Here is a 20,595-nt window from a genome sequence, read left to right on the forward strand (position 1 = left end):
CGGAGGAGTCGGCCGAGCGGGAGCGGATCACGGTCGAGGTGGGCGGCAAGCGGCTGGAGGTCGTGCTTCCGGCCGGGCTGGGCCTGCCCGCTGCGGGTGCGGGCCGTGCCCCTGGAGCCTCCGGGGCGACCGCGCCGCGGCGGCGCGGGGGCGGCGGTGCGGTGAAGAAGGCCGCGGGCGGGGACGCGCTCATCAGCCCGATGCAGGGCACGATCGTGAAGGTGGTGGCGGCCGACGGTGACGTGGTCGCGGCGGGGGACACGATCGTGGTGCTGGAGGCGATGAAGATGGAGCAGCCGCTGACCGCGCACAAGGCGGGCACGGTGACCGGGCTGGGCGCGCAGGTGGGGCAGACGGTGACCTCCGGGGCGGTGCTCTGCGACATCAAGGACGCCTGACCCGGACCATCGCGCGAGCGGGCGCACGGAGGCGACCCGGTCAGGCGCGGGGAGGCAGCCTCGGCACGCCGGCGACGAGCCGCCGCGTGTAGGGATGGCGGGGGGAGCCGAGCACGGCGGCGGTGTCCCCCTGCTCCACGATCCGTCCGCGCTCCAGCACCGCGACGCGCCGGCACAGGGCCGCCACCACGGCCAGGTCGTGCGAGACGACCAGCATCCCCAGGCCGTGCTCCTCCCGCAGCCGGGCCAGCAGGTCGATGAGGCGGACCCGGGTGGAGACGTCCAGCGCGCTGACCGGTTCGTCCGCCAGCAGGATCCGGGGACGGCAGACGATCGCCCGCGCGATGGCGATGCGCTGCCGCTGCCCGCCGGAGAACTCGTGCGGGTAGCGGCGCGCGGCCTCCTCGGGCAGTCCGACCGCGTGCAGCGCCTCCGCGACCCGGCGTCCCCGCTCGGCGCGTCGTGCCCTCCCCGGGAGCAGACCGAGCGAGCGGAGCGGCTCGGAGACGATCCTGTCCACCCGCTGCCGGGGGTCGAGGGAGGAGTAGGGATCCTGGAACACGGGCTGGACCGCGCGCCGGAACCGCCGGTCCCGCAGGGAGACCGAGGCTCCCTCGAAGAGGATCCGGCCGCTGCCGGGCCTGCCCAGGCCGAGCAGCAGCCGCACCAGGGTGCTCTTCCCCGCGCCGGACTCGCCGACCAGCGCCACGCTCTCCCCGGCGTCGACGGAGACGGACACGTCGGTGAGCACGGGCGGCCCGCCGCGGTGGGCGAAGCCCACGCCGCGGGCCTCCAGGAGGGGAGGGGTCATCGCAGGATCCCGCCCAGCGCGTCGTCGAGCCGGCGGGCACCGGCCACCAGCTCGCGGGTGTAGGGGTGGGACGGCTCGCACGTGACGGCCCGCGCGGTTCCCGACTCGACGGCCGCGCCGTCCTTCATCACCAGGAGCCGGTCCGCGACGCCGGCGACGACCCCGAGGTCGTGGCCGATGAACAGCAGGGCCGTGCCCCGCGCGCGGACCAGGTCGTCGAGCAGCGCCAGTATTTCGGCCTGCACCGTCACGTCGAGGGACGAGGTGGGCTCGTCGGCGATCAGCAGCGCCGGTTCGCAGGCGAGGGCCATCGCGATCGCGGCCCGCTGCCGCTGCCCGCCGGAGATCTCGTGCGGGTAGGCGCCGGCGATCCGCTCCGGGTCGGCCAGCCGTACCTCGGCCAGCGCCCGGACGACCGCGCGGCGCAGGGCGGCGCCGCGCAGCCCCGACCTGCGCCGGAGCGGTCCGGCGACCTGGCGGCCGACCGGCATCAGCGGGTCCAGCGCGGCCAGGGGTTCCTGGAAGACGACGGTCACGCCGCGCCCGCGCAGCCGGTTCAGGCGCCGCTCCGCCGCCCCGACGACCTCGGTCCCGGGCAGGCCGGGGACGTCCAGCACGACGCTGCCGGACGCCGTCATCCCGGGGGGCAGCAGGCCGGCGATCGCCAGCGCGGTCAGCGTCTTGCCGGAGCCCGACTCGCCGACGAGGCCGAGCCGGTCGCCGGCGCGCATCGAGAAGGACAGGCCGGAGACGAGCGCGCGGCCGGTCGCCGAGCGCACGCCCAGCCCGTCGACCGCCAGCAGCTCCGTCATGACCTCCTCCTGGCCGGGTCCGCGACGTCCCGGACCCCGTCGGCCACCAGGTTCGCGCCGATGACGAGTACGGCCAGCAGCACGCCGGGCGCGACGACGCCGACCGGGGCGGTGAACGCCGTCGTCTGGGCCTCCCGCAGCATGCGGCCCCAGGAGGCGTTCGGCGGAGCCGCGCCCAGTCCCAGGTAGGACAGGCTCGCCTCGGCGAGCACGGCCACGCCCAGGTGCAGCGCCAGGCTCACCAGGAGCGTGGGCCAGATGTTGGGCAGCACGTGCTCGACCACGATCCGGGGCCAGGACGTGCCCGAGGTGCGCGCCGCCGTGATGAAGTCCCGGGCCAGCACCCGTTTGACCAGTATCCGGGTCAGCCGCGCGACGGTGACGGACATCGCCAGGCCGATCGCCAGGATCGCGGGGCCGAGGGAGGCCTGCCGGGCGGCGACCATGAGCATGGCCAGGAGCAGGACGGGAAAGGCGATCAGGATGTCGGACAGGACCGCGAAGGCGTCGTCCAGCCAGCGGGTGGCGAACCCGCCGGCCAGCCCGGCGGCGACGCCGAGCACGCCGCCGACCGCGGTCGCCCCCAGCCCGGCCGCCAGGGCGATCCGGGCCCCGATCATCACCTGGGTCAGCAGGTCCCGGCCGAGCCTGTCGGTGCCGAGCGGGTGGGCCGCTCCGGGAGGGGCGAGCCGTCCTCCCGAGGTGTCGGCCGGGTCGTAGGGGAGCCAGACCAGCGAGACGAGCGCCGTCAGGGCGACCGCGCCGACCAGGACGCAGCCGGCGGCGAGGGTGCGGGAGCGCACCCGGCGGTCCGTGCCGGGACCCCGTTCGCGCCGGGCGCTCACCATCGGCCGCCCCCCGCGGTGTCGCGCAACCGCGGATCGATGATCCGCTGGACCGTGTCGGCGAGGAGGCCGGCCAGCAGGACGGCGAGGGTGCTGACGACCAGGACGCCCTGGACCACCGGGTAGTCGTGCTGTGCGAACGCCCTGACCAGCATGCTGCCGAGGCCGGGCAGGGCGAACACGCTCTCGACGACGACGGCACCGAGGAAGGTGGTGGCGAGTTCGAGGCCGAGGACCGACACGACGGGCACCGCGGCGTTGCGCAGGCCGTGCCGCCACATCGCCCCGGGCAGCGAGCAGCCCAGTGCCCTGGCCGTCCTCAGGTAGTCGCTGTCCAGGACGTCCAGGGCGGCGGAGCGCACGTAGCGGATCAGGGAGGCGGACATGACCAGCGCGACCGTGGCGACGGGGAGCGCCAGCGAGGCGAGGGCCCCGGCCGGGTCGGCCCAGTCGTCCTGCGGGAACCCCCCGGCCGGCAGCCACCGCAGGTGCAGGGAGAAGGCGGTGGCGAGCAGCATCCCGATCCAGAAGACCGGCACCGCGACCCCGAGCTGGGACACGCCGTTGAGCAGCAGGCCGTACCAGGTCCTGGGGCGGTGGGCCGCGACGAAGCCGACCGGCACCGCGACCAGGAGGGAGAGGGTGAAGGCCAGCAGGGTCAGCGGCACGGTGACGACCAGGCGCGCGGAGATCTCCGGCCCCACCGGGAGGTCGCTGACGAACGACGTGCCGAGGTCGAGGACCGCCATCCGGCCGAGCCAGGAGAGGAACTGCTCCGTCAGCGGGCGGTCGGAGCCGATCTCGCGCCGGACGGCGGCGATCTGCTCCGGGGTGGCCCCGACCGAGAGCAGGGCGTTGGCGGGATCGCCCGGCAGCAGCCGGAGCAGCACGAACAGCACCGCGCTCGCGAGGAGCAGCGAGGCGGCCAGGAGCAGCGTCCGCCGCAGCAGGTAGGGGAGCATCGTGCGGGATCAGCGCTTCACGATGTCGTAGACGTAGAACTGCGCGTTGAGGCCGTTGACCGGGTAACCGGACACGCCGGAGGACCCGATCACGATCTGCGGATAGAGGAACAGCCAGTTGCTGGCCGCGTCCGCGGCGATCCGCCGGCCGACCTTCCTCAGCAGCGCGGTCTGCTCCTCTACCGTGCCGGCCCGCTCGGCCCGCTTCACCTCCCGGGCGACCTGGGGGTTGTCGTAGCCCCAGTAGAAGCCGGGGTCGCCGTACCACCGGACGTCCCGGTCGTTGACGTGCTCCTGCAGCGTCGCGGTGAAGTCGTGGTTCCGGTACACCTTGGTGTACCACTCGTCGGCGGTGATCATGTTGATCTCCACCGTGATGCCGACCTTGGCCAGCTCCGACTTCACGAAGGTCGCGACCGTGGGGTGCGGGTCGTAGGTGGGCGTGTCGAGCGTGAAGGTGAAGCCCCGGGGGTAGCCGGCCTCGGCGAGCTGCCTCCTGGCCAGCTCCACGTCGTACGGGTTCACGTGGGTGAGGTCCTCGTACCACGGGTCGCTCGGCGGGACCATCGACCCGATCGCACTGCCGTAGCCGTTCCAGATGGAGTCGAGCAGCTTCCGCTCGTCGATCGCGGAGCTGACGGCCTTGCGGACGAGCATCCTGTCGAACGGCGCCCGGCGGTTGTTGAAGGCCAGCAGGAGCTTGGTCGTCGACTTGCCGTTGCTGATCCGGTAGCCGGGGTCGCCGTCGAACAGCGCGAGGGCGTCCGGGCTCTGCATGCCGGTGACGACGTCGACGGCGCCCGTCAGCAGCGCGTTGTTGAGCGCGCTCGCGTCGGTGAAGTAGCGGAACACCACCCGGGCGTTGGCGGCCTTCCGGCCCCAGTAGCCGTCGAACCGGTCGAGGCTCAGGGAGGACCCCCGCTTCCAGGTGCCGAGCCGGTAGGGGCCGGTGCCGTCCTCGGAGGCGGAGAGGTCCTCGTGCGCGTCGTTGACGATCCACACCTGGCTCAGGTTGTAGACGAAGGAGATGGACCTGCTCGACAGCTTGACGACGACCGTGTCCCGGCCGGAGCCCCGGATGCTCTCGATCATGTCCAGCGTGCCCCTGCGCGAGGACGTGGAGCCGGCGGCGGTGACCCGGCGGATGCTGTGCGCCACGTCGTCGGGGGTGAGGGGGGCGCCCGAGTGGAACGTCACGCCGTCCCTGATCCGGAAGGTGTAGGTGAGCCCGTCGGGGCTGACCGTGTGGCTCTCGGCGAGCAGGTTCTCGACCCCGCCCCCGTCGGTGAGCCGGAACAGGCCCTCGTAGACGTTGCCGGTCAGCGCCTCGGTCGCGCCCTGCCCGCCGCCGCCGGCGTTGTCGAGGTTCTGCGGTTCGTACATCGACCCGACGCCGATCGTCGCCTCTCCCGGAGGGGCGCCCGCCGAGGCCCGTTCGAGGCCGCAGGAGGCGAGGGTGAACACCAGTCCTACGACAAGACCAATGAGGCACTTTTTCGGTGTCTTCACGGTTTCTCCTGGTCTGTAGGAACATGGCCAGTAGCGATCATTATGACGTTTTCCCTCGGCGTGAGCCATGGCCTCCGGCGGAGCGCCGCGTCACGCGGGCGTGGCGCCGGGCGCGGGCACGACGATGGCGGTGAGCAGGAGTCCCTGGTCGGCGAGCCAGCGTCCGGAGAAGCCCTTGAGCGGCTCGCCGTACACGTTCGCGCCGCCGACGAGGAGGCGGGCCGAGAAGGAGCCGTCGCGGGGGTTCACGGTGACGGAGGCGTTCTCGAAGCTGAGCCACCGGTTGGTCAGCGGGAACCACGCCTTGTACACCGCCTCCTTGGCGCTGAAGAGCAACCGGTCCCAGTGCACCTCGGGATGGGCCAGGGCCAGCCGGGCCACCTCCTCCCTCTCCACCGGCAGGGCTATCGCGTCCAGCACGCCGTTGGGCAGCGGCTCGTTCGGCTCCGCGTCGATCCCGATCGACGCCACCTGGGCCGACTCCCCGAGCACCGCTCCGCGGTATCCCGCGCAGTGCGTGATGCTCCCGGTGACGCCGGTCGGCCACCGGGGCTCCCCGCGCACGCCGGGGAGGATCGCCACCGGCGGCTTGCCGAGCATGCGCAGCGCCTTCCGGGCGCATGTGCGCGCCGTCGTGAACTCCCTGCGGCGTTTCTCGACCGCCTGGCCGACGACGGCCTCCTCGCCGGGGAAGAGCTTCCCGTCGGGGAAGTCCTCGAAGGTGTCGACGGACACCACGTTGGAGGGGAGGATTCTTTTGATCATGATGACTTCCGGGGTGGGGGCACGGGCGGCGCCTGCGGGCCCGTCCGGGTCCGCCGGCGCCGCCCGCCCCGGTGGTCCTCCGCGCGGGACGCGTGCAGGGCGCCGCTCGCGGGCGGGCGGCCACGGGGCATCTCACTGGCGGTCACATATGGGACCGTACGGACGCTCCGCTCATAACAGAACGATCCGGAAGGATGTCACGGGGTGGTCCGGCCGGGCTAAGGGCACCCCTACCCCGCCCCTTCGCCCGGCCGGGCGTCTGAGCTGCGCTGATGCCCGGCCGGAAGCGATCGGATAACGAGGGGATGGCGGCCCTCCCTACGTTTGCGGCGACAGCAGCCCTGCGGCCGGCCTCCTCCGGCCGCCAGAGCCGACAGTACGAGGTCGAAACAGCTGAGACGGACGCAGGCCGGCAGAGAGGGACCCCGGAAGTGAAGACCATCAGACCTTCGGCGAGCCGCTATCGGGCGTTCCCGCCGGTGAACCTCCCTGACCGCACGTGGCCGGGCAAGACCATCACCTCGGCGCCGCGCTGGCTCTCCACCGACCTGCGCGACGGCAACCAGTCACTGGTCGCCCCGATGTCACCGGCCCGCAAGCTCGCCATGTTCGAGCTCCTGGTGAGGATGGGCTACAAGGAGATCGAGGTGGGGTTCCCGGTCGCCAGCCAGGACGACCACGACTTCCTCCGGGTGCTGATCGAGCAGGACAGGATCCCCGACGACGTGCGGATCTCCGTCCTCGTGCAGGCCCGCGACGAGTTGATCCGGCGCACGGTGGAGAGCCTGGAAGGCGCGCCGCGCGCCACGATCCACCTGTACAACGCGACGTCGCCGCTGTTCCGGCGGGTCGTGTTCGGCATGGACCGGGACGAGTGCAAGGACCTCGCGGTCCAGGGGACCCGGCTGATGATGAAGTACGCCGACCGGACGCTGGCGGACTGCGACCTGGGCTTCCAGTACTCACCCGAGCTGTTCAACGACACCGAGCCCGACTTCGCGCTGGAGGTCTGCGAGGCGGTCATGGACGTGTGGCAGCCGGAGCCGGGCCGGGGGATCATCCTCAACTTCCCGACGACCGTCGAACGCTCGCTGCCGAACGTGTTCGCCGACCAGATCGAGTGGCTGGACCGCAACCTCTCCCGGCGGGAGCACGTCTGCCTGTCGATCCACCCGCACAACGACCGGGGCACGGGCGTCGCCTCCACCGAACTCGCCCTCCTGGCGGGAGCCGAGCGCGTCGAGGGCTGCCTGTTCGGCAACGGCGAACGGGCCGGCAACGTCTGCCTGGTCACGCTGGGACTCAACATGTTCACCCAGGGCGTCGACCCCGGCATCGACTTCTCCGACATCAACGGCATCCGCCGGGTCGTGGAGGACTGCAACGGCATCCCCGTCCACCCGCGCCACCCCTACGGCGGGGACCTGGTCTACACCTCCTTCTCCGGCTCCCACCAGGACGCCATCAAGAAGGGCTTCGCCGTGCAGGAGCGCGCCGCGGCGGAGGGGACGGAACCGCCGTGGGAGATGCCCTACCTGCCGATCGCCCCCGAGGACGTGGGCCGCACCTACGAGGCCGTCGTACGGATCAACAGCCAGTCGGGCAAGGGGGGTGTGGCCTACGTCATGAGCGCCTGGCACGGCCTCGACCTCCCCCGCGACCTGCAGATAGAGTTCGCCGGCGTGGTCCAGGCGCACGCCGACGCGGCGGGCGGGGAGATCACCCCGGACCGGGTCATGGAGCTCTTCGAGCGGGAGTACCTCGCGGCCGCCGGCCTGCCGGTCCCGCTCGCCTTCGGCGGCGACCCGGTGACCACCTCCCTGCACCTCGACGGCGCGGGGTTCGACGTGGGCGCCGCGCGGGCCGACTCCGTCCAGTCGGTCCGTACGGCGCTGGCCCGCTGGGGCTTCGACGTGCGCGCCGTGCACCGTACCGGGCACGGCGCGGACGCGGGGCGGGCCCCCGGCGCGGAGGTGACCGTCTACGCCGAGTGCAGGCTGGACGGCCGGACCTCCTGGGGGGCGGGCACCGGCGGGGAGATCGAGGCGGCCTCGCTGGCGGCGGTGCGCTCCGCGGTCGCCAGATCGCGTCAGCGGCGCGCGCCCGCGGCGGGGAGCGCGGGAGCCGCCACGGCTCCGGCGCGGCTGATGGCGGCGCGCTGACGGGCCTCGGGCACGGCCGACGGCGGTGCGACGGCGGTGCGACGGCGGGCCTCGGGTGCTGCTGACGGCGGCGCGGCGGCGGGCATCCGGCACCGCTGATAGCGGTGCGATAACGAACCGAAGCCGCGCCCGCCTAGCGTTCTCCGTGTCGCCTCGCTCCGGGGCGGCCATGATGGAAAGAAGTGATCCCATGCGGCGCATCCGGCGCAGGAAGCCGAGAGGGAGGGTGTGCGCGGAGCTGGACCTGCGGACCCCGTCCGGCCGTCAACTGCGGTTCTGATCCGCGTCAACCGTTTCTCCGCACGAGGGGGAGGCCGACTGTGGCCCTGATCGAACGAGACGAGGCGCTGGCCTCCCTGGAAGAGCTGCTCGCCGGTGCCGCGACGGGCAGAGGCCGGGTCGCACTGGTGAGCGGCACCGTGGCGACCGGCAAGAGCGAGCTGCTGCACCGCTTCGCCGAACAGGCCATCGAGCTGGGCGTCCTCGCCATCACGGCGACGGGTTCCCGCCTGGAGCGCGACCTGCCGCTGGGCGTGCTGGGGCAGCTGATCCAGGACGCGCCGCTGACCGCGCAGGAGCGGGAGCGGGCCACGGCCCTGCTGGCCGAGGGCGCGGACGGGATGAACGGCGTGCCGTCCGGCGATCCGCAGGCGGAGACCCTCGGGCAGGCCGACGCCCAGATCATCCACGCACTCTGCATGGTGCTGCTCGAGCTGTCCGAGCGCTGCCCGCTGCTGATCGTCGTCGACGACGTGCACCACGCCGACCGCGCGTCCCTGCTCTGCCTGGCCTACCTGTCACGCCGGGTCAGGTTCGCGCGGATCGTCGTCGTCTTCAGCCACTCCGACCACGGCCGCTCCGCGGAGACGTTCTTCCAGACCGAGCTGCTCCGCCAGCCCCACTGCCGCCGTGTCGCGCTCACCCTCCTGTCCCGGGAGGGCGTGACGGCGTTCGTCACCCGCGAGCTGGGGCAGGAGCCGGCCGAGCGGTTCTCCGAGGACTGGTACGCGTTCAGCGGCGGGAACCCGCTGCTGATCACGGCGCTGGTGGAGGACCACCGGGACGCCGTGCGCTCCTCCGGCGGTGCGCCGGACGGGCCCGCCGTCGGTGACCGGTACGGCAAGGCCGTGCTGTCCTGCCTGCACCGCGGCGGGCCCCGGATGGTCCGGGTGGCCCGCGGCCTGGCGGTCCTCGGCGAGCTCGACGTGCTGGACCGGCTGCTCGGGGGCGGCCGGGGGGACGTGGCCCAGGGGCTGCGCTCCCTCACCACCGCGGGCCTGATCAGCCTGGGCCGGTTCAGGCACGAGGCGGCGCGCGCGGCCGTGCTGGCCGAGGTGGACACCAGGGAGAGGATGGACCTGCACCGCAGGGCCGCCGAGCTCGCCTACGAGGGCGGGGCGCCGGCCTCGGCCGTCGCCGAGCACCTCCTGCAGGCGGACCGGGTGGACCGGCCCTGGGTCGTGCCCGTCCTGGAGGACGCGGCCAGGAGCGCGCTGCGGGAGGGCCGCGTCGAGTCCGCGGTGGCGTACCTGCGGCTGGCCTCGCACGAGTGCACGGACGAGCAGGACCGGGTGCGGATCACCACGATGCTCGTGCGGGCCGAGTGGCGGATCAACCCGGGGGCTCCCGCGGCGCATCTCGCCGAGCTGACCGACGCGATGCAGCGGGGCAGCCTGCGGGGAGGCGACGCGGTGGTGCTCGCCCGCGCGCTGCTGTGGCACGGCAGGTTCGACGACGCGAGGGACGTGTTCGAGCACCTGAACGAGTCCGGGGCCGCCGCGGACCCCGAGACGGTGACGGAGCTGCTCATCGCCCGCCCGTGGCTGCGCTCGACCCATCCCGTCTTCCTATCCCACATGCGGCCGGTGACCGCGGAGCAGGGCCACGCGGCCATCGTGTCGGTGGCGGCGATCCGCCGGCTGGACACGGCGCTCGCGCTCTCCGAGGTCCTCGCCAAGGGCCCGCAGGACAAGGCGGTGGACACGGTCGAGCGGATCCTGCGCGGCTGCCGCCTGGACGAGATGTCGATGGACACCGTGGAGAGCGCCCTGCTCGCCCTGACGTACGGCGAGCGTCCCGACAAGGCGGCGCCCTGGTGCGACCTGTTCAGCGTGGAGGCGTCCTCACGGCACGCCCCCAGCCGGCAGGCCAGGCTGGCGGCCATCCGCGCCGAGATGGCGATCCGCCAGGGGGACATGCCGAGCGCCGAACAGCACGCGCGGACGGCGCTGGAGATCATCCCGCCGAGCAGCTGGGGCGTGGCCGCGGGCGGACCGCTGGGCAGTCTCGTCGTCGCCGCCGCGGCGATGGGCAGATACGAGGTCGCGCACGCGCAGCTGGACCGTCCCGTGCTCGACGCCATGTTCCAGACGCGCTACGGCCTGACCTACCTGCACGCCCGCGGCCGGTACAGCCTGGCCACCGACCACCCCGCGCTGGCTCTGCGGGATTTCCGGCTCTGCGGCGAGCTGATGGAGGAGTGGGGCATCGATGTGCCGGGGCTCATCCCGTGGCGGGTCGAGGCGGCCGAGGCCTGCCTGCGCATGGGACGGGAGGAGGAGGCCCGCCGGTTGGTCGAGGAGCAGCTCAGGCGCTGCGGCCCCGCCACGCCGCGTGCCCAGGGCATGGCCATGCGGCTGCTGGCGGCCACCGGTGAGCTGCGGCACCGCCCGATGCTGCTGCACCAGGCGGGAGACCTGCTGCAGTCGGCCGGGGACCGCTACGAGCTGTCGCGGGTGCTCGTGGACCTCGCCGAGGCCTACCACGCCCTGGGGGAGTTCCGGCGCGCCGAGATGATCGTCAGCAGGGCCCGGACCGTGGCTCAGGAGTGCCGGGCGGAGCCTCTGGTCAGGGGGCTCTCCCGGTCGGACGGCGGAGGCGGGGGCGAGGACTCGCCGGTCCTGGAGCAGGGGGAGCCCGCCGTGGTCCTGAGCGACGCCGAGCGCAGGGTCGCGGTTCTGGCGGCCTCCGGCTACACGAACCGCGAGATAGCCGGGAAGCTCTACCTCACGGTCAGCACGGTGGAGCAGCACCTGACCCGGACCTACCGCAAGCTGAACATCACCAGACGGGCGGACCTGCCCTCCAGCTTCGAGCTGGGCGGTTCCCGGGTCTGATCCCTCTCCTCCGCCGCCTCAGTCGGCGGAGGAGAGGGCCTCGCCGACCTCGAAGAGCGCGGGAGCGGACTCCCCGCCGGTCCCGCCTGCCCTGCTCGTCCCGCCGGTCCCGCCTGCCCTGCTCGTCCCGCCGGTCCCGCCTGCCCTGCTCGTCCCGCCGGTCCCGCCTGCCCTGCTCGTCCCGCCGGTCCTGCCGGTCCTGCCGGTCCTGCCGGGCCGCCCGCCGGGGCCGAGGAGCCGGATCGTGCCGTACTCGCCGTCGTAGCCCGCGTCCCGGAAGACCTCGCCGCGGCGCAACCGGTCGACGGCCTCCGCGAGCGGCGGGGAGTGCGCCGCGATGTCACCGACCGGCACGTCCTCCAGGATCGCCAGCTCGGGTCCGAGCGCGGCGGTGAGCCCGTCCATCTCCCGCAGGACCTTCTTGCTCTGCGGGCCGACGCCCAGGACCTCGCCCACGACCTCCGGCAGCGGCACGAGACTGCGGAAACCGGAGGCGTCCTGCGGCAGGGCGCCCTGCGGGCGGTCGGCCAGCTCCTCGATCCGGCTCAGCACGCCGATCGTGAGCCGCTTCCCGCACACCGGGCAGACCCCGCCGTGCTCGCGCGTCTCCCGCGGCTCCATCCGGACCCCGCACTTGCGGTGCCCGTCGAGGTGGTACCGGCCCTCCTCCGGGAAGAACTCGACCGTCCCGGCGTATCCGTCGCCCGTCCGCAGCGCCCGCAGCACCGCGAAGTAGTCCAGGTCGGTCTCGAACACCGTGGTCTCGCGCCCGATCCGGGGCGGGGAGTGCGCGTCGGAGTGGCTGACCAGCCGGTGGCGGTCGAGGCCGGAGACCCGCCGGGTCATGGCCGGGTCGCTGGACAGGCCGGTCTCCAGCGCGAAGACGTGGCCGGAGAGGTCGCCGTAGCACTCCTCGACCGTGTCGAACCCCGACTTGGAGCCGAACACGCCGAACCACGGCGTCCAGACGTGGGCGGGCACCAGGTAGGCGCCGTCGCCGCAGGCCAGGGTCGCCTCCAGCAGGTCCCGGGAGTCCATCCCGAGCACGGGCCGTCCGTCCGAGCCGAGATCCCCGGCCCGCCCGGCCGCGCGGTTGAACGCCGCCGCCGCGTCGAAGTCCGGTACGTGCACCAGGTGGTGGATCTTCCGGGTGCGCCCGCCCCGGCGGTAGACCGTGGCGACCTCGACGGACAGGGTGAACCGGAGCGGGCCGGCGGCCAGGGCGGGGGGCAGGGTGCGGGCGGTCTCCCGTTCCAGGTCCTCGCGGAGCCGGAACAGCCCCGGCTCCGCCGGGACGAGACTCTCCCGGAGGTGTTCGAACCAGGCCGGGTGCGTGAAGTCGCCGGTGCCCAGGAGGGTGACGCCCTTGCGCCGGGCCCACCACGCGAGGCGCCCCAGATCGCTGTCCCGGCTGCAGGCCCGGGAGTACTTCGAGTGGATGTGCAGGTCGGCGTGGAAGCGCATCCGCCTCCCCTGCCCGGAGCGGGGCGGGGTAGTCCGGTCGGCTTCGCGAATCCACCCACCAGCAGGGCGAACGTGACCGAAATATTTCGGGGCATTGAGTCACCCCCGCCCCGGGCGCTCCCTCGCGGGGGCGCCCGGCGGCAGCGAGTCGTGCAGCCCGATGGCGACGAGCAGGTCGACGAGGTCGTCGATGCGGCGCAGGTTCCGGCCGGTGCGCTCGCGGATCCGCCGCAGGCGGTACTGCGCGGTGTTGGGGTGGATCCGGAGCCGCGCCGCGGCGGCGCGCAGGTTCAGGTCGGCGGCGGCGAAGGCCCGGATCGTGGCGGTGAGCACCCCGTCGCGGGCCCGGTCCTCGGCCAGGAGCGCGGAGACCCGCGGGTCCACCAGGTGCCGGGCGGTGTCGTCGGCCCGCAGCGCCAGATACTGGAAGGGCGTGATCCTGGGCAGCGCCGCCACCCCTCCCTCCTCGGGCAGGAGCTCCAGCGCGGTGCGGGCCTCCCGGTAGGCCCGCGGGATCCGGGCGGTCCCGGCGACCACGGTGCTGACGCCCATGGCCAGGGCGATCTCCTCGCAGAGCAGGCTCTCCCGTACGGCCTGCAGCCGGTCGCACAGCTCCGCGGGACCGGTCCCCGGACCGAGCACGGGGACGGCCACGATCTCCGAGTGCCGCACGACCGAGAGCGTCCTGACGCCGTTCCCCCAGGCGCGGGCGATCGCCGCGCACGCCGCGTGCCGCGCGTCGGCGCCGCGGTCCGGGCCGGCCGGCACGGCGTCCTGCCCGCCGGCCCCGCAGGGCCGGGGGAGCAGGACCGCGACCACCACGAGCAGCGGCGCACAGGCGTCGGGCCCCAGGCCGTGGGCCCGGGCCGCGGAGAGCCGGCGGCCGCGGGCGGGCGGGTCCCCGGCCAGGAGCGTCTCCAGCAGGTCCCTGCTCTCGCGCACCGCCTCGGCGGCGGCGTACTGCTGGAACTCCATGTACGCGTTGGCCGCGTGCGTGCTGGCGAAGTCGCAGTAACGCATCAGCGGGGCGGCCAGCGAGAGCGCCGCGTCGTGACCGGCCGGGGAGGCGCCGGCGCGCTCGATCACCGACTCCCAGAAGACCTGCTGGCCCACGCGGAAGGCGTTGATGTAGTCGGCCAGGGCGACCCCGGCCCGTGCCCGCCGCATGGCCGCCCGGCGGGTGAAGGCGACGTCCTCGGGCGTCACCGTGCGGTCGGCGAGCAGGACGGCCAGCTTGCTGCGGTAGTGCCGGGCCACCTGCTCCCGCACGTCGGCGCAGAACGCCCCGTCCCGGGCCTCGTAGGCGGGGATCTCGGCGCGCATCACCTCGACCGCGGCGCCGGCCAGCCGGTCCAGGTCACCGAGGAGTTCGGCGAGGATGCGTGCGCGTTCGACGCGGACCGCCTCGGCGGTGGCCGCGGTGGCGGGCGCGGCGGTGGCCGCGGTGGTGAGCGCTTCCGTGCCGGAACCACGGTGCATGTCGGGATGATCCCTTTTCGTAGCCGGGCGGTCAACGATTCGTCACCGGTCCGAAGGGCGGGCTGTGCGCGGCGGACAACACTTCCGGCGCATCTTGGGCGTCCGCGCCCAATGCGGTCCCCGGAACCGGAACCTACGCTGACCCCAACTTCAGAACATTGTTCTTCCGCTCGCCGCGCTCAGGAGGCCGGATGCTGGAGGTGCGCGATCTCACCGTCCGCTTCGGGGGCATCACCGCGCTGGACGGCGTGGGGTTCTCCGTACGGCGCGGCGAGATGGTGGGCCTCATCGGACCCAACGGCGCGGGCAAGACCACGCTGTTCAACTGCCTGACCCGGCGCTGCGACGCCGGCTCCGGGACCGTCCGGTACGAGGGAGGGGACCTGCTGGCCGTACCGCCGCACGCGATCGCGGCGGCGGGCATCGCGCGGACCTTCCAGAACCTCGGGTTGTTCCCCCGCATGTCGGTGCGGGACAACGTGCTGGTCGGCGCGCACCACCGCGGCGGGGCGGGATTCCTCGCCGCGTCGCTCCGGCTGCCGCGGGTGCGCCGCGAGGAGGCCCGGCTCCGCGCCGAGGCGGACGGGCTGCTGGACCGGCTGGCGCTGGCCGCCGTCGCGGACCACCCGGCGGCGGGGCTGCCGTTCGGCACGCTCAAACGGGTGGAGCTGGCCCGGGCGCTGGCCAGCCGCCCCCGACTGCTGCTGCTCGACGAACCCGTCAACGGGCTCAACTCCGCGGAGGTCGGGGAGTTCGCCGGCACGCTGCGCGCCGTCCGCGAGGAGTTCGACGTGACGGTGGTCGTGGTCGAGCACCACATGGGCTTCGTCATGGGGACCTGCGACCGGGTCGTCTGCCTGAACTTCGGCCGGAGGATCGCCGAGGGGCCGCCCGAGGAGGTCCGGCGCGACCCCGGGGTCATGGAGGCCTACCTGGGGGCGGCCGTATGAGCGGGCGGTCCGGCCCGCCCGCGGACGCCGGCGCCGCCCCGCCGGGCGGCGGGCGCGGCGCCGGCTTCCTGGAGGTCGCGGACCTGCACGCCGGGTACGGGGACGCGCGGGTGCTGCACGGGGTGGACCTGGCGGTGGGCCGGGGGGAGGTCTGCGCCATCCTCGGGCCCAACGGCGCGGGCAAGACGACGCTGCTGCGGGCGCTGTCGGGCATGGTCCGGGTGCGCGGCGGCGTCCGGCTCGACGGGACCGACCTGGCCGGGCGCCCGCCGGACGCGCTCGCCCGGCTGGGCGTCGCGCACGTGCCCGAGGGCCGCGGCACGTTCACTCCGCTGACCGTCGAGGAGAACCTGCGCCTGGGGGCCTTCACCCGCCGGGACCGCGACGGGATCGAGGCCGACCTGGAGCGCGTGTGCACCTACTTCCCGGTGCTGCGGGCGCGGCTGCGGCAGGTGGCCGGGAGCCTCAGCGGAGGCGAGCAGCAGATGCTGGCGATCGGCCGGGCGCTCATGCTCCGGCCGCGCCTGCTCCTGCTGGACGAGCCGTCCCTGGGGCTGGCCCCGCTGGTCACCGCGGAGCTGTTCCGCATCGTGCGGACGGTCAACGAGCAGGAGCGCACCACCGTGGTCGTCGTCGAGCAGAACGCCCATCTCGCCCTCGACGTCGCCCACCAGGCGCACGTCCTGGAGAGCGGCCGGATCGTCCTGTCGGGGTCGGCGGCACGGCTCCGGGCGGACGAGCAGGTCGCCCGGTCCTACCTCGGATACGGGGTGTAGCCGTGGCCGGATTCCTGCAGCAGGTCATCGAGGGGCTGGGCGCCGGCGCGATCTACGCCAGCCTGGCGCTGGCCCTCGTGCTGATCCACCGCTTCACCGGGATCGTCAACTTCGCCCAGGGCGAGCTGGCGATGTTCTCCACCTACGTCGCCTGGCAGTTCACCGCCGCGGGCCTGCCGTTCTGGGCGGCCCTGCCGCTCACGCTGGCGGTGTCCTTCGCCGGCGGCATGCTGATCGAGCGGGTCGTCATCCGCCCGGTGGAGGGCGCCCCCGAGCTGACCGTGGTGATCGTCACCGTGGGGCTGTTCATCTTCGTCAACGCCGCCGCCGGATGGATCTGGTCGTTCCTCATCAAGGACTTCCCGAACCCGTTCCCCGGCGGCGCGGTCGAGGCCGGCGGGCTCAGCGTGAGCCACTCGACGCTGGGTGTGCTGGCCGTGGTCGGTGCGGTCATGGGCCTGCTGTACCTGCTGTTCCGGCACACCAAGATGGGCCTGGGGATGCGCGCCGTGGCGGCCGATCCCGTCTCGGCCCGGCTGGTCGGCGTCCGGGTGGGCCGGACGCTCGCGCTCGGCTGGGGGCTGGCCGCCACCGTCGGCGCGGTCTCGGGCGTGCTGGTGGCCCCGCTGCTCTTCCTGGAGCCCAACATGATGGGCGGCGTCCTCATCTACGCCTTCGCCGCGGCGACCCTCGGCGGGTTCGACAGCCCCGGCGGCGCGGTGCTGGGCGGCCTGGTCGTCGGCGTCGCCGAGACGCTGGCCGGGGCGTACGTCGGCTTCGTCGGATCCGACCTCAAGGTGGGCGTGCCGCTGGCCGTGATCCTCTGCGTGCTGCTGCTGCGGCCGCAGGGCCTGTTCGGGCGGGCGGCGGTGGAGCGGGCATGAGCGGACCGGCGGAGACGGCGGGGGAACCGATGACGGCGGAGAAGCCGGAGACGGCGGAGACGGCGGGGACGGCGGGGACGGCGGGGAAGCCGGTGCAGACGGGCCCGGCCACCGGGCGGCGCGGCGCCCTGGTCCGCGCCGCCACCGCGCACCGGGGGTGGCTCGCGGCGGCGGCGCTGCTCGCGGTGGCCTGCCACCTGCCGTTCCGGCTCGCGCCCTTCCACGTCTTCCAGCTCACCATGGTGCTGGTCTACGCGGTGGCGCTGCTCGGCCTGAACCTCCTCGTCGGCCACGCCGGCCAGATCTCCCTCGGCCACGGCGCCTTCTTCGCGGTGGGCGCCTACGGGACCGCGATCATGATCGACCGGTGGGACGCGCCCCACCTGGCCACCCTGCCGGTCGCCGCCGCGGCGGCGTTCGCGCTCGGCCTGGCGTTCGGGCTGCCCGCCGTACGGCTGCACGGCCTCTACCTGGCCCTGGTGACGCTGGCGATCGCGGTCTTCCTGGTGCCGCTGCTCAAGCGGTTCGAGCCGGTGACCGGTGGTTCCATGGGGCTGACGCTCGGCAAGCCGGTGCCGCCGGCGTGGACGGGACTGGCCGAGGACCAGTGGCTGTACTTCCTGGCGCTGGCCGTGGCCGCCGCCGCCTTCCTGCTGGCCCGCGGCCTGCTGCGCTCGCGGGTCGGCCGCGCCCTGCACGCCGTCCGGGACGACGAGGCGGCGGCCGAGGTCATGGGGGTGCGGCTGTCGTTCCACAAGACGCTCGCCTTCGCCTGGAGCGCGATGTTCGCCGGAGCGGCCGGCTCCGTCTACACCTGGGTCATCGGGTTCGTCTCCCCGGACTCCTTCTCGGTCACGCTCTCGATCACCCTGCTGGCGGGCATCGTCGTCGGCGGCCTCGGCTCCCTGGCGGGCCCGCTGCTCGGCGGGCTGTTCGTGATGTTCGTGCCGAGCGTCTCCCAGGACGTCAACGAGGCCGCGCCCGGCGTCGTCTTCGGGCTGCTGATCATCGCGGTGATGTACGTCGCCCCGGCCGGTCTCGCCGGACTGGCGGCACGCCTGGCGCGCTCGACCATGAGGATCCTCCGGAAGGGGTAGGACATGCGGTTGTCTGCCATCGGCCGTACGGCGGTGACGGCGGGCCTGCTGCTCGCGGCGGCGGCCTGCGGAGGACGGGAGGACACGGGAGCGGGGGCGGGCGCGACGGCCGCGGGCGCGTGCCAGGGCCAGCAGACCACCGGCATCACGGACACGGGCATCAAGCTCGGCGGCATCTACCCGCTGTCGGGACCGGCCTCCGCGTACGGCGCCATCCCCAAGGGCATCAAGGCGTACTTCGACTACGTCAACGCGGAGAAGAACGGGATCGGCGGGCGCAGGGTCGAGTTCGTGGTGCGCGACGACGGCTACCAGCCGCCCAAGGCCGTCGAGGAGGCCCGCAGGCTGGTCGAGCAGGAGCAGGTGTTCGCGCTCTTCCAGACGCTGGGCACCCCCTCGACGACGGCGACCTGGGACTACGCCGGCCAGCGGAAGGTGCCGCAGGTATTCGTCGCGACCGGCGCGTCGAAGTGGGGCACCGACACGCGGCACCCGTGGACCATCGGCTGGCAGCCCAACTACGTCTCCGAGGCCCGCGTCTACGCGCAGTACCTGAAGCAGGAGCGGCCGGACGCCAAGGTCGCGGTGCTCTACCAGAACGACGACTTCGGCAAGGACCTGCTCGGCGGGTTCGAAAAGGCCATCGAGGGCAGCGGGGTCACCGTGGTCGCGGAGCAGAGCTACGAGGTCTCCGACCCGAGCGTCGACCCCCAGATGCGCAACCTCGCCCAGTCCGGGGCCGACGTGCTGCTCAACGTGACGACGCCCAGGTTCGGCTCCCAGGCGCTGGCCGCCGACGCCAGGAACACGAGGTGGAACCCGCTGCACATCGTCAACAACGTCGCCGCCTCGATCACCGTGCTCCGGCCGGTGGGTTTCGAGAACGTGCAGGGCGTCGTCTCCGCCACCTACTACAAGGACCCCGTCGACCCGCAGTGGAAGAACGACCCGGAGATGACGCTCTACCACGCGAAACTGAAGCAGTACGCGCCCGACGCCGATCCGAGCGTCCCCTACCACGCCTTCGGCTGGGCGGTGGCCAGCAGCTTCCACAAGACGATGGAGGCGGCGAAGTGCCCGACGCGCGAAGGGCTGCGCGACGCCATGCGCAACCTCTCCGGAGTCGAGGTCGGCATGCTGCTGCCGGGGGTGACGATGAGCACCGGCCCCGGCGACGGCTTCCCCATCGAGTCCATGCGGCTCATGCGGTTCGAGGGCGAGCGGTGGGAGCTCTTCGGCGAGGTGATCGACACCCGCAAGGAGTTCGGCCCGCTGACGGCCGACTGACCGCCGCCGACCGACCACCCGCCGACCGACCACCCGCCGGGCGGAGACCGCCGGTTCAGCGCACTGCCGGGACCTGACGTCGTACCGGCGTTTCAGCGGACCCGCCGGGACCTGAGGTCGTACCGGCGGGGTGCGGTCCGCCTCGGCCGCGCCTTGACCTCGGGGATCGCCGGCGCGTCGACGACCTCCGTGCGCGGTTCGCCGACGCGCCGCCGGGTGGTCAGGTCGACGGCCGTGCCGTGGCGACCGGTCGCGGCGTGGGCGGCGGCGAAGAGGATGAGCATGTTGAGCAGCTTCAGGAACAGCAGCATGCCCACCGCGCCCGCGACGACCTGGTACGCCGGGTTCGCCGAGCTGATGTTGAGGTAGACCTGCCCGACCGTCTTCAGCAGCTCCAGCCCGACCGTGATGACCAGGGCCGGCACGACGACGCGGCGGGGCGACAGGTGCAGCCGGGGCGTCAGCGTCAGCAGCGCCGTCGACAGCAGCAGGTTCACGCAGATGCCGAGGACGAAGGCGGCCGCCGACAGCGTCCAGCGCGCCGGCACCGCCTCGGTCCCGACCGTCGCCTCGATCAGCCAGGCCAGTGCGGTCTGGGCGCCGAACGACAGGGCCAGCGAGATCGACAGCAGCAGACCGAGGGCGACCAGCACGCCCAGGTCGATGAGCCAGCGCAGGAAGAAGTTGCCGGGATACTGCTCCAGGCCCCAGACCGCGCGGATGGAGGAGCGCATGGAGTCGATCCAGAACAGGCCGGTCAGGGGGAGGCCGAACGAGGCGATCAACCCGGCCGTGTCGCGTGCGTCGCGCAGCGCCTGCACGTCCAGACGCGGGAACGTGTCGCTCAGGTAGCGCTCCACCTCGCTGATCGCGGCGGGCGTGTCCAGCACGTGGCCCATGATCACGAAACCGAGCAGGGCCAGGGCGAAGGTGGCGTAGAACGCGTAGTAGGTCATCCCCGCCGAGAGGCGGCCCGCGTCGGTCCGGTCGTAGTGGACGCCGGCCCGGACGAGGTGGTCGAGCCAGCCGTACCGGCGCCGCGCCCCGGTCCATCCTCTGGTGAGCCCGCCGGTCCACCGGCTCGTCCTCGCGGTGGCCGTCATGAACGCGCACTCTACCCACAGAAACGGGTTTCAGCGCTCCGCGGCGGGCACCCCTCGATCACCTCCTGGAGAGCGATAAGGATAGGCTCGCCTTAATTCATTGATCCTCCGCGTTGCAGATCGTGATCGGCTGCCCCGTCGGCGGGGTGGCGAGGGGACCGCCGCAGCGCCCGGC

At 73.5% G+C, this 20,595-nt stretch carries 17 protein-coding genes; 8 read left to right on the forward strand and 9 right to left on the reverse strand.

Going from position 1 to position 20,595, the window contains the following annotated elements:
• The coding region (locus IEZ06_RS25890; protein WP_308427688.1) for a biotin/lipoyl-containing protein at positions 1-398 on the forward strand (398 nt) is incomplete at its 5' end.
• A gap of 40 nt (positions 399-438) precedes the next feature.
• On the opposite strand, the gene IEZ06_RS25895 is transcribed toward IEZ06_RS25890, so the two are convergent.
• The 6 genes from IEZ06_RS25895 to IEZ06_RS25920 all read right to left on the reverse strand — a co-directional run bounded on the left by IEZ06_RS25895 (position 439) and on the right by IEZ06_RS25920 (position 6,102).
• Positions 439-1,209, reverse strand: a complete 771-nt coding sequence (locus tag IEZ06_RS25895; RefSeq protein ID WP_189239289.1) for an ABC transporter ATP-binding protein — start codon at positions 1,207-1,209, stop codon at positions 439-441.
• On the reverse strand, positions 1,206-2,021 hold the full coding sequence (locus IEZ06_RS25900) for an ATP-binding cassette domain-containing protein (RefSeq protein ID WP_189239290.1): 816 nt from the start codon (positions 2,019-2,021) through the stop codon (positions 1,206-1,208). Before IEZ06_RS25900 ends, IEZ06_RS25895 begins: the two co-directional genes overlap by 4 nt.
• On the reverse strand, positions 2,018-2,824 hold the full coding sequence (locus tag IEZ06_RS25905) for an ABC transporter permease (protein ID WP_229798692.1): 807 nt from the start codon (positions 2,822-2,824) through the stop codon (positions 2,018-2,020). Before IEZ06_RS25905 ends, IEZ06_RS25900 begins: the two co-directional genes overlap by 4 nt.
• A 38-nt stretch (positions 2,825-2,862) precedes the next feature.
• On the reverse strand, positions 2,863-3,828 hold the full coding sequence (locus IEZ06_RS25910) for an ABC transporter permease (RefSeq protein ID WP_189239292.1): 966 nt from the start codon (positions 3,826-3,828) through the stop codon (positions 2,863-2,865).
• A 9-nt stretch (positions 3,829-3,837) separates the two neighbouring features.
• A complete protein-coding gene (locus tag IEZ06_RS25915) occupies positions 3,838-5,337 on the reverse strand; it encodes an ABC transporter substrate-binding protein (protein WP_203872303.1) in 1,500 nt (499 codons plus the stop codon).
• 90 nt (positions 5,338-5,427) lie between these two features.
• Positions 5,428-6,102: a 4'-phosphopantetheinyl transferase family protein gene (locus IEZ06_RS25920; RefSeq protein WP_189239294.1), complete on the reverse strand. Its 675-nt coding sequence runs from the start codon at positions 6,100-6,102 to the stop codon at positions 5,428-5,430.
• 431 nt (positions 6,103-6,533) lie between these two features.
• Here IEZ06_RS25920 and leuA point away from each other — a divergent pair, with 431 nt between their 5' ends.
• Both leuA and IEZ06_RS25930 read left to right on the forward strand, forming a co-directional pair.
• A complete protein-coding gene (leuA, locus tag IEZ06_RS25925) occupies positions 6,534-8,264 on the forward strand; it encodes a 2-isopropylmalate synthase (RefSeq protein ID WP_229798694.1) in 1,731 nt (576 codons plus the stop codon).
• A gap of 320 nt (positions 8,265-8,584) precedes the next feature.
• Positions 8,585-11,380: an ATP-binding protein gene (locus IEZ06_RS25930; protein ID WP_189239296.1), complete on the forward strand. Its 2,796-nt coding sequence runs from the start codon at positions 8,585-8,587 to the stop codon at positions 11,378-11,380.
• Positions 11,381-11,398: 18 nt separating this feature from the next.
• On the opposite strand, the gene IEZ06_RS25935 is transcribed toward IEZ06_RS25930, so the two are convergent.
• Both IEZ06_RS25935 and IEZ06_RS25940 read right to left on the reverse strand, forming a co-directional pair.
• Positions 11,399-12,844: an endonuclease Q family protein gene (locus IEZ06_RS25935; protein ID WP_229798696.1), complete on the reverse strand. Its 1,446-nt coding sequence runs from the start codon at positions 12,842-12,844 to the stop codon at positions 11,399-11,401.
• A gap of 99 nt (positions 12,845-12,943) precedes the next feature.
• Complete coding sequence (locus IEZ06_RS25940) at positions 12,944-14,323, reverse strand: PucR family transcriptional regulator (RefSeq protein ID WP_189239297.1); 1,380 nt, start codon at positions 14,321-14,323, stop codon at positions 12,944-12,946.
• A gap of 191 nt (positions 14,324-14,514) precedes the next feature.
• On the opposite strand from IEZ06_RS25940, the gene IEZ06_RS25945 reads away from it, so the two are divergent.
• From IEZ06_RS25945 to IEZ06_RS25965, 5 genes are read left to right on the forward strand one after another with little or no spacing between them, the layout of a single operon-like run.
• Positions 14,515-15,273 carry an ABC transporter ATP-binding protein gene (locus IEZ06_RS25945; RefSeq protein WP_189239298.1) on the forward strand — a complete coding sequence of 253 codons (759 nt, stop codon included), beginning with the start codon at positions 14,515-14,517 and terminating at the stop codon, positions 15,271-15,273.
• Positions 15,270-16,049 carry an ABC transporter ATP-binding protein gene (locus IEZ06_RS25950; RefSeq protein WP_189239299.1) on the forward strand — a complete coding sequence of 260 codons (780 nt, stop codon included), beginning with the start codon at positions 15,270-15,272 and terminating at the stop codon, positions 16,047-16,049. Before IEZ06_RS25945 ends, IEZ06_RS25950 begins: the two co-directional genes overlap by 4 nt.
• A 2-nt stretch (positions 16,050-16,051) precedes the next feature.
• Positions 16,052-16,933 (forward strand): branched-chain amino acid ABC transporter permease, encoded by an 882-nt coding sequence (locus IEZ06_RS25955; RefSeq protein WP_189239300.1) that lies wholly within the window; start codon positions 16,052-16,054, stop codon positions 16,931-16,933.
• Positions 16,930-18,030, forward strand: a complete 1,101-nt coding sequence (locus IEZ06_RS25960; RefSeq protein WP_229798698.1) for a branched-chain amino acid ABC transporter permease — start codon at positions 16,930-16,932, stop codon at positions 18,028-18,030. Before IEZ06_RS25955 ends, IEZ06_RS25960 begins: the two co-directional genes overlap by 4 nt.
• 3 nt (positions 18,031-18,033) lie before the next feature.
• On the forward strand, positions 18,034-19,317 hold the full coding sequence (locus IEZ06_RS25965; RefSeq protein WP_189239301.1) for an ABC transporter substrate-binding protein: 1,284 nt from the start codon (positions 18,034-18,036) through the stop codon (positions 19,315-19,317).
• Positions 19,318-19,409: 92 nt separating this feature from the next.
• On the opposite strand, the gene IEZ06_RS25970 is transcribed toward IEZ06_RS25965, so the two are convergent.
• Complete coding sequence (locus IEZ06_RS25970; RefSeq protein ID WP_189239302.1) at positions 19,410-20,420, reverse strand: YhjD/YihY/BrkB family envelope integrity protein; 1,011 nt, start codon at positions 20,418-20,420, stop codon at positions 19,410-19,412.
• Positions 20,421-20,595: the final 175 nt, after the last annotated feature.

Origin of the sequence: Planomonospora antibiotica, from assembly GCF_014647955.1 — a bacterium.
Classification (GTDB): Bacteria; Actinomycetota; Actinomycetes; order Streptosporangiales; family Streptosporangiaceae; genus Planomonospora; species Planomonospora parontospora.

Excerpts from the sequence above, each read along its gene's own strand:
- IEZ06_RS25935 (WP_229798696.1), bottom strand. The coding sequence starts at position 12,844 with ATGCGCTTCCACGCCGACCTGCACATCCACTCGAAGTACTCCCGGGCC.
- IEZ06_RS25920 (WP_189239294.1), bottom strand. The coding sequence starts at position 6,102 with ATGATCAAAAGAATCCTCCCCTCCAACGTGGTGTCCGTCGACACCTTC.
- IEZ06_RS25960 (WP_229798698.1), top strand. The coding sequence starts at position 16,930 with ATGAGCGGACCGGCGGAGACGGCGGGGGAACCGATGACGGCGGAGAAG.
- IEZ06_RS25950 (WP_189239299.1), top strand. The coding sequence starts at position 15,270 with ATGAGCGGGCGGTCCGGCCCGCCCGCGGACGCCGGCGCCGCCCCGCCG.
- IEZ06_RS25945 (WP_189239298.1), top strand. The coding sequence starts at position 14,515 with ATGCTGGAGGTGCGCGATCTCACCGTCCGCTTCGGGGGCATCACCGCG.
- IEZ06_RS25940 (WP_189239297.1), bottom strand. The coding sequence starts at position 14,323 with ATGCACCGTGGTTCCGGCACGGAAGCGCTCACCACCGCGGCCACCGCC.
- IEZ06_RS25970 (WP_189239302.1), bottom strand. The coding sequence starts at position 20,420 with ATGACGGCCACCGCGAGGACGAGCCGGTGGACCGGCGGGCTCACCAGA.
- IEZ06_RS25900 (WP_189239290.1), bottom strand. The coding sequence starts at position 2,021 with ATGACGGAGCTGCTGGCGGTCGACGGGCTGGGCGTGCGCTCGGCGACC.
- IEZ06_RS25910 (WP_189239292.1), bottom strand. The coding sequence starts at position 3,828 with ATGCTCCCCTACCTGCTGCGGCGGACGCTGCTCCTGGCCGCCTCGCTG.
- IEZ06_RS25895 (WP_189239289.1), bottom strand. The coding sequence starts at position 1,209 with ATGACCCCTCCCCTCCTGGAGGCCCGCGGCGTGGGCTTCGCCCACCGC.
- IEZ06_RS25965 (WP_189239301.1), top strand. The coding sequence starts at position 18,034 with ATGCGGTTGTCTGCCATCGGCCGTACGGCGGTGACGGCGGGCCTGCTG.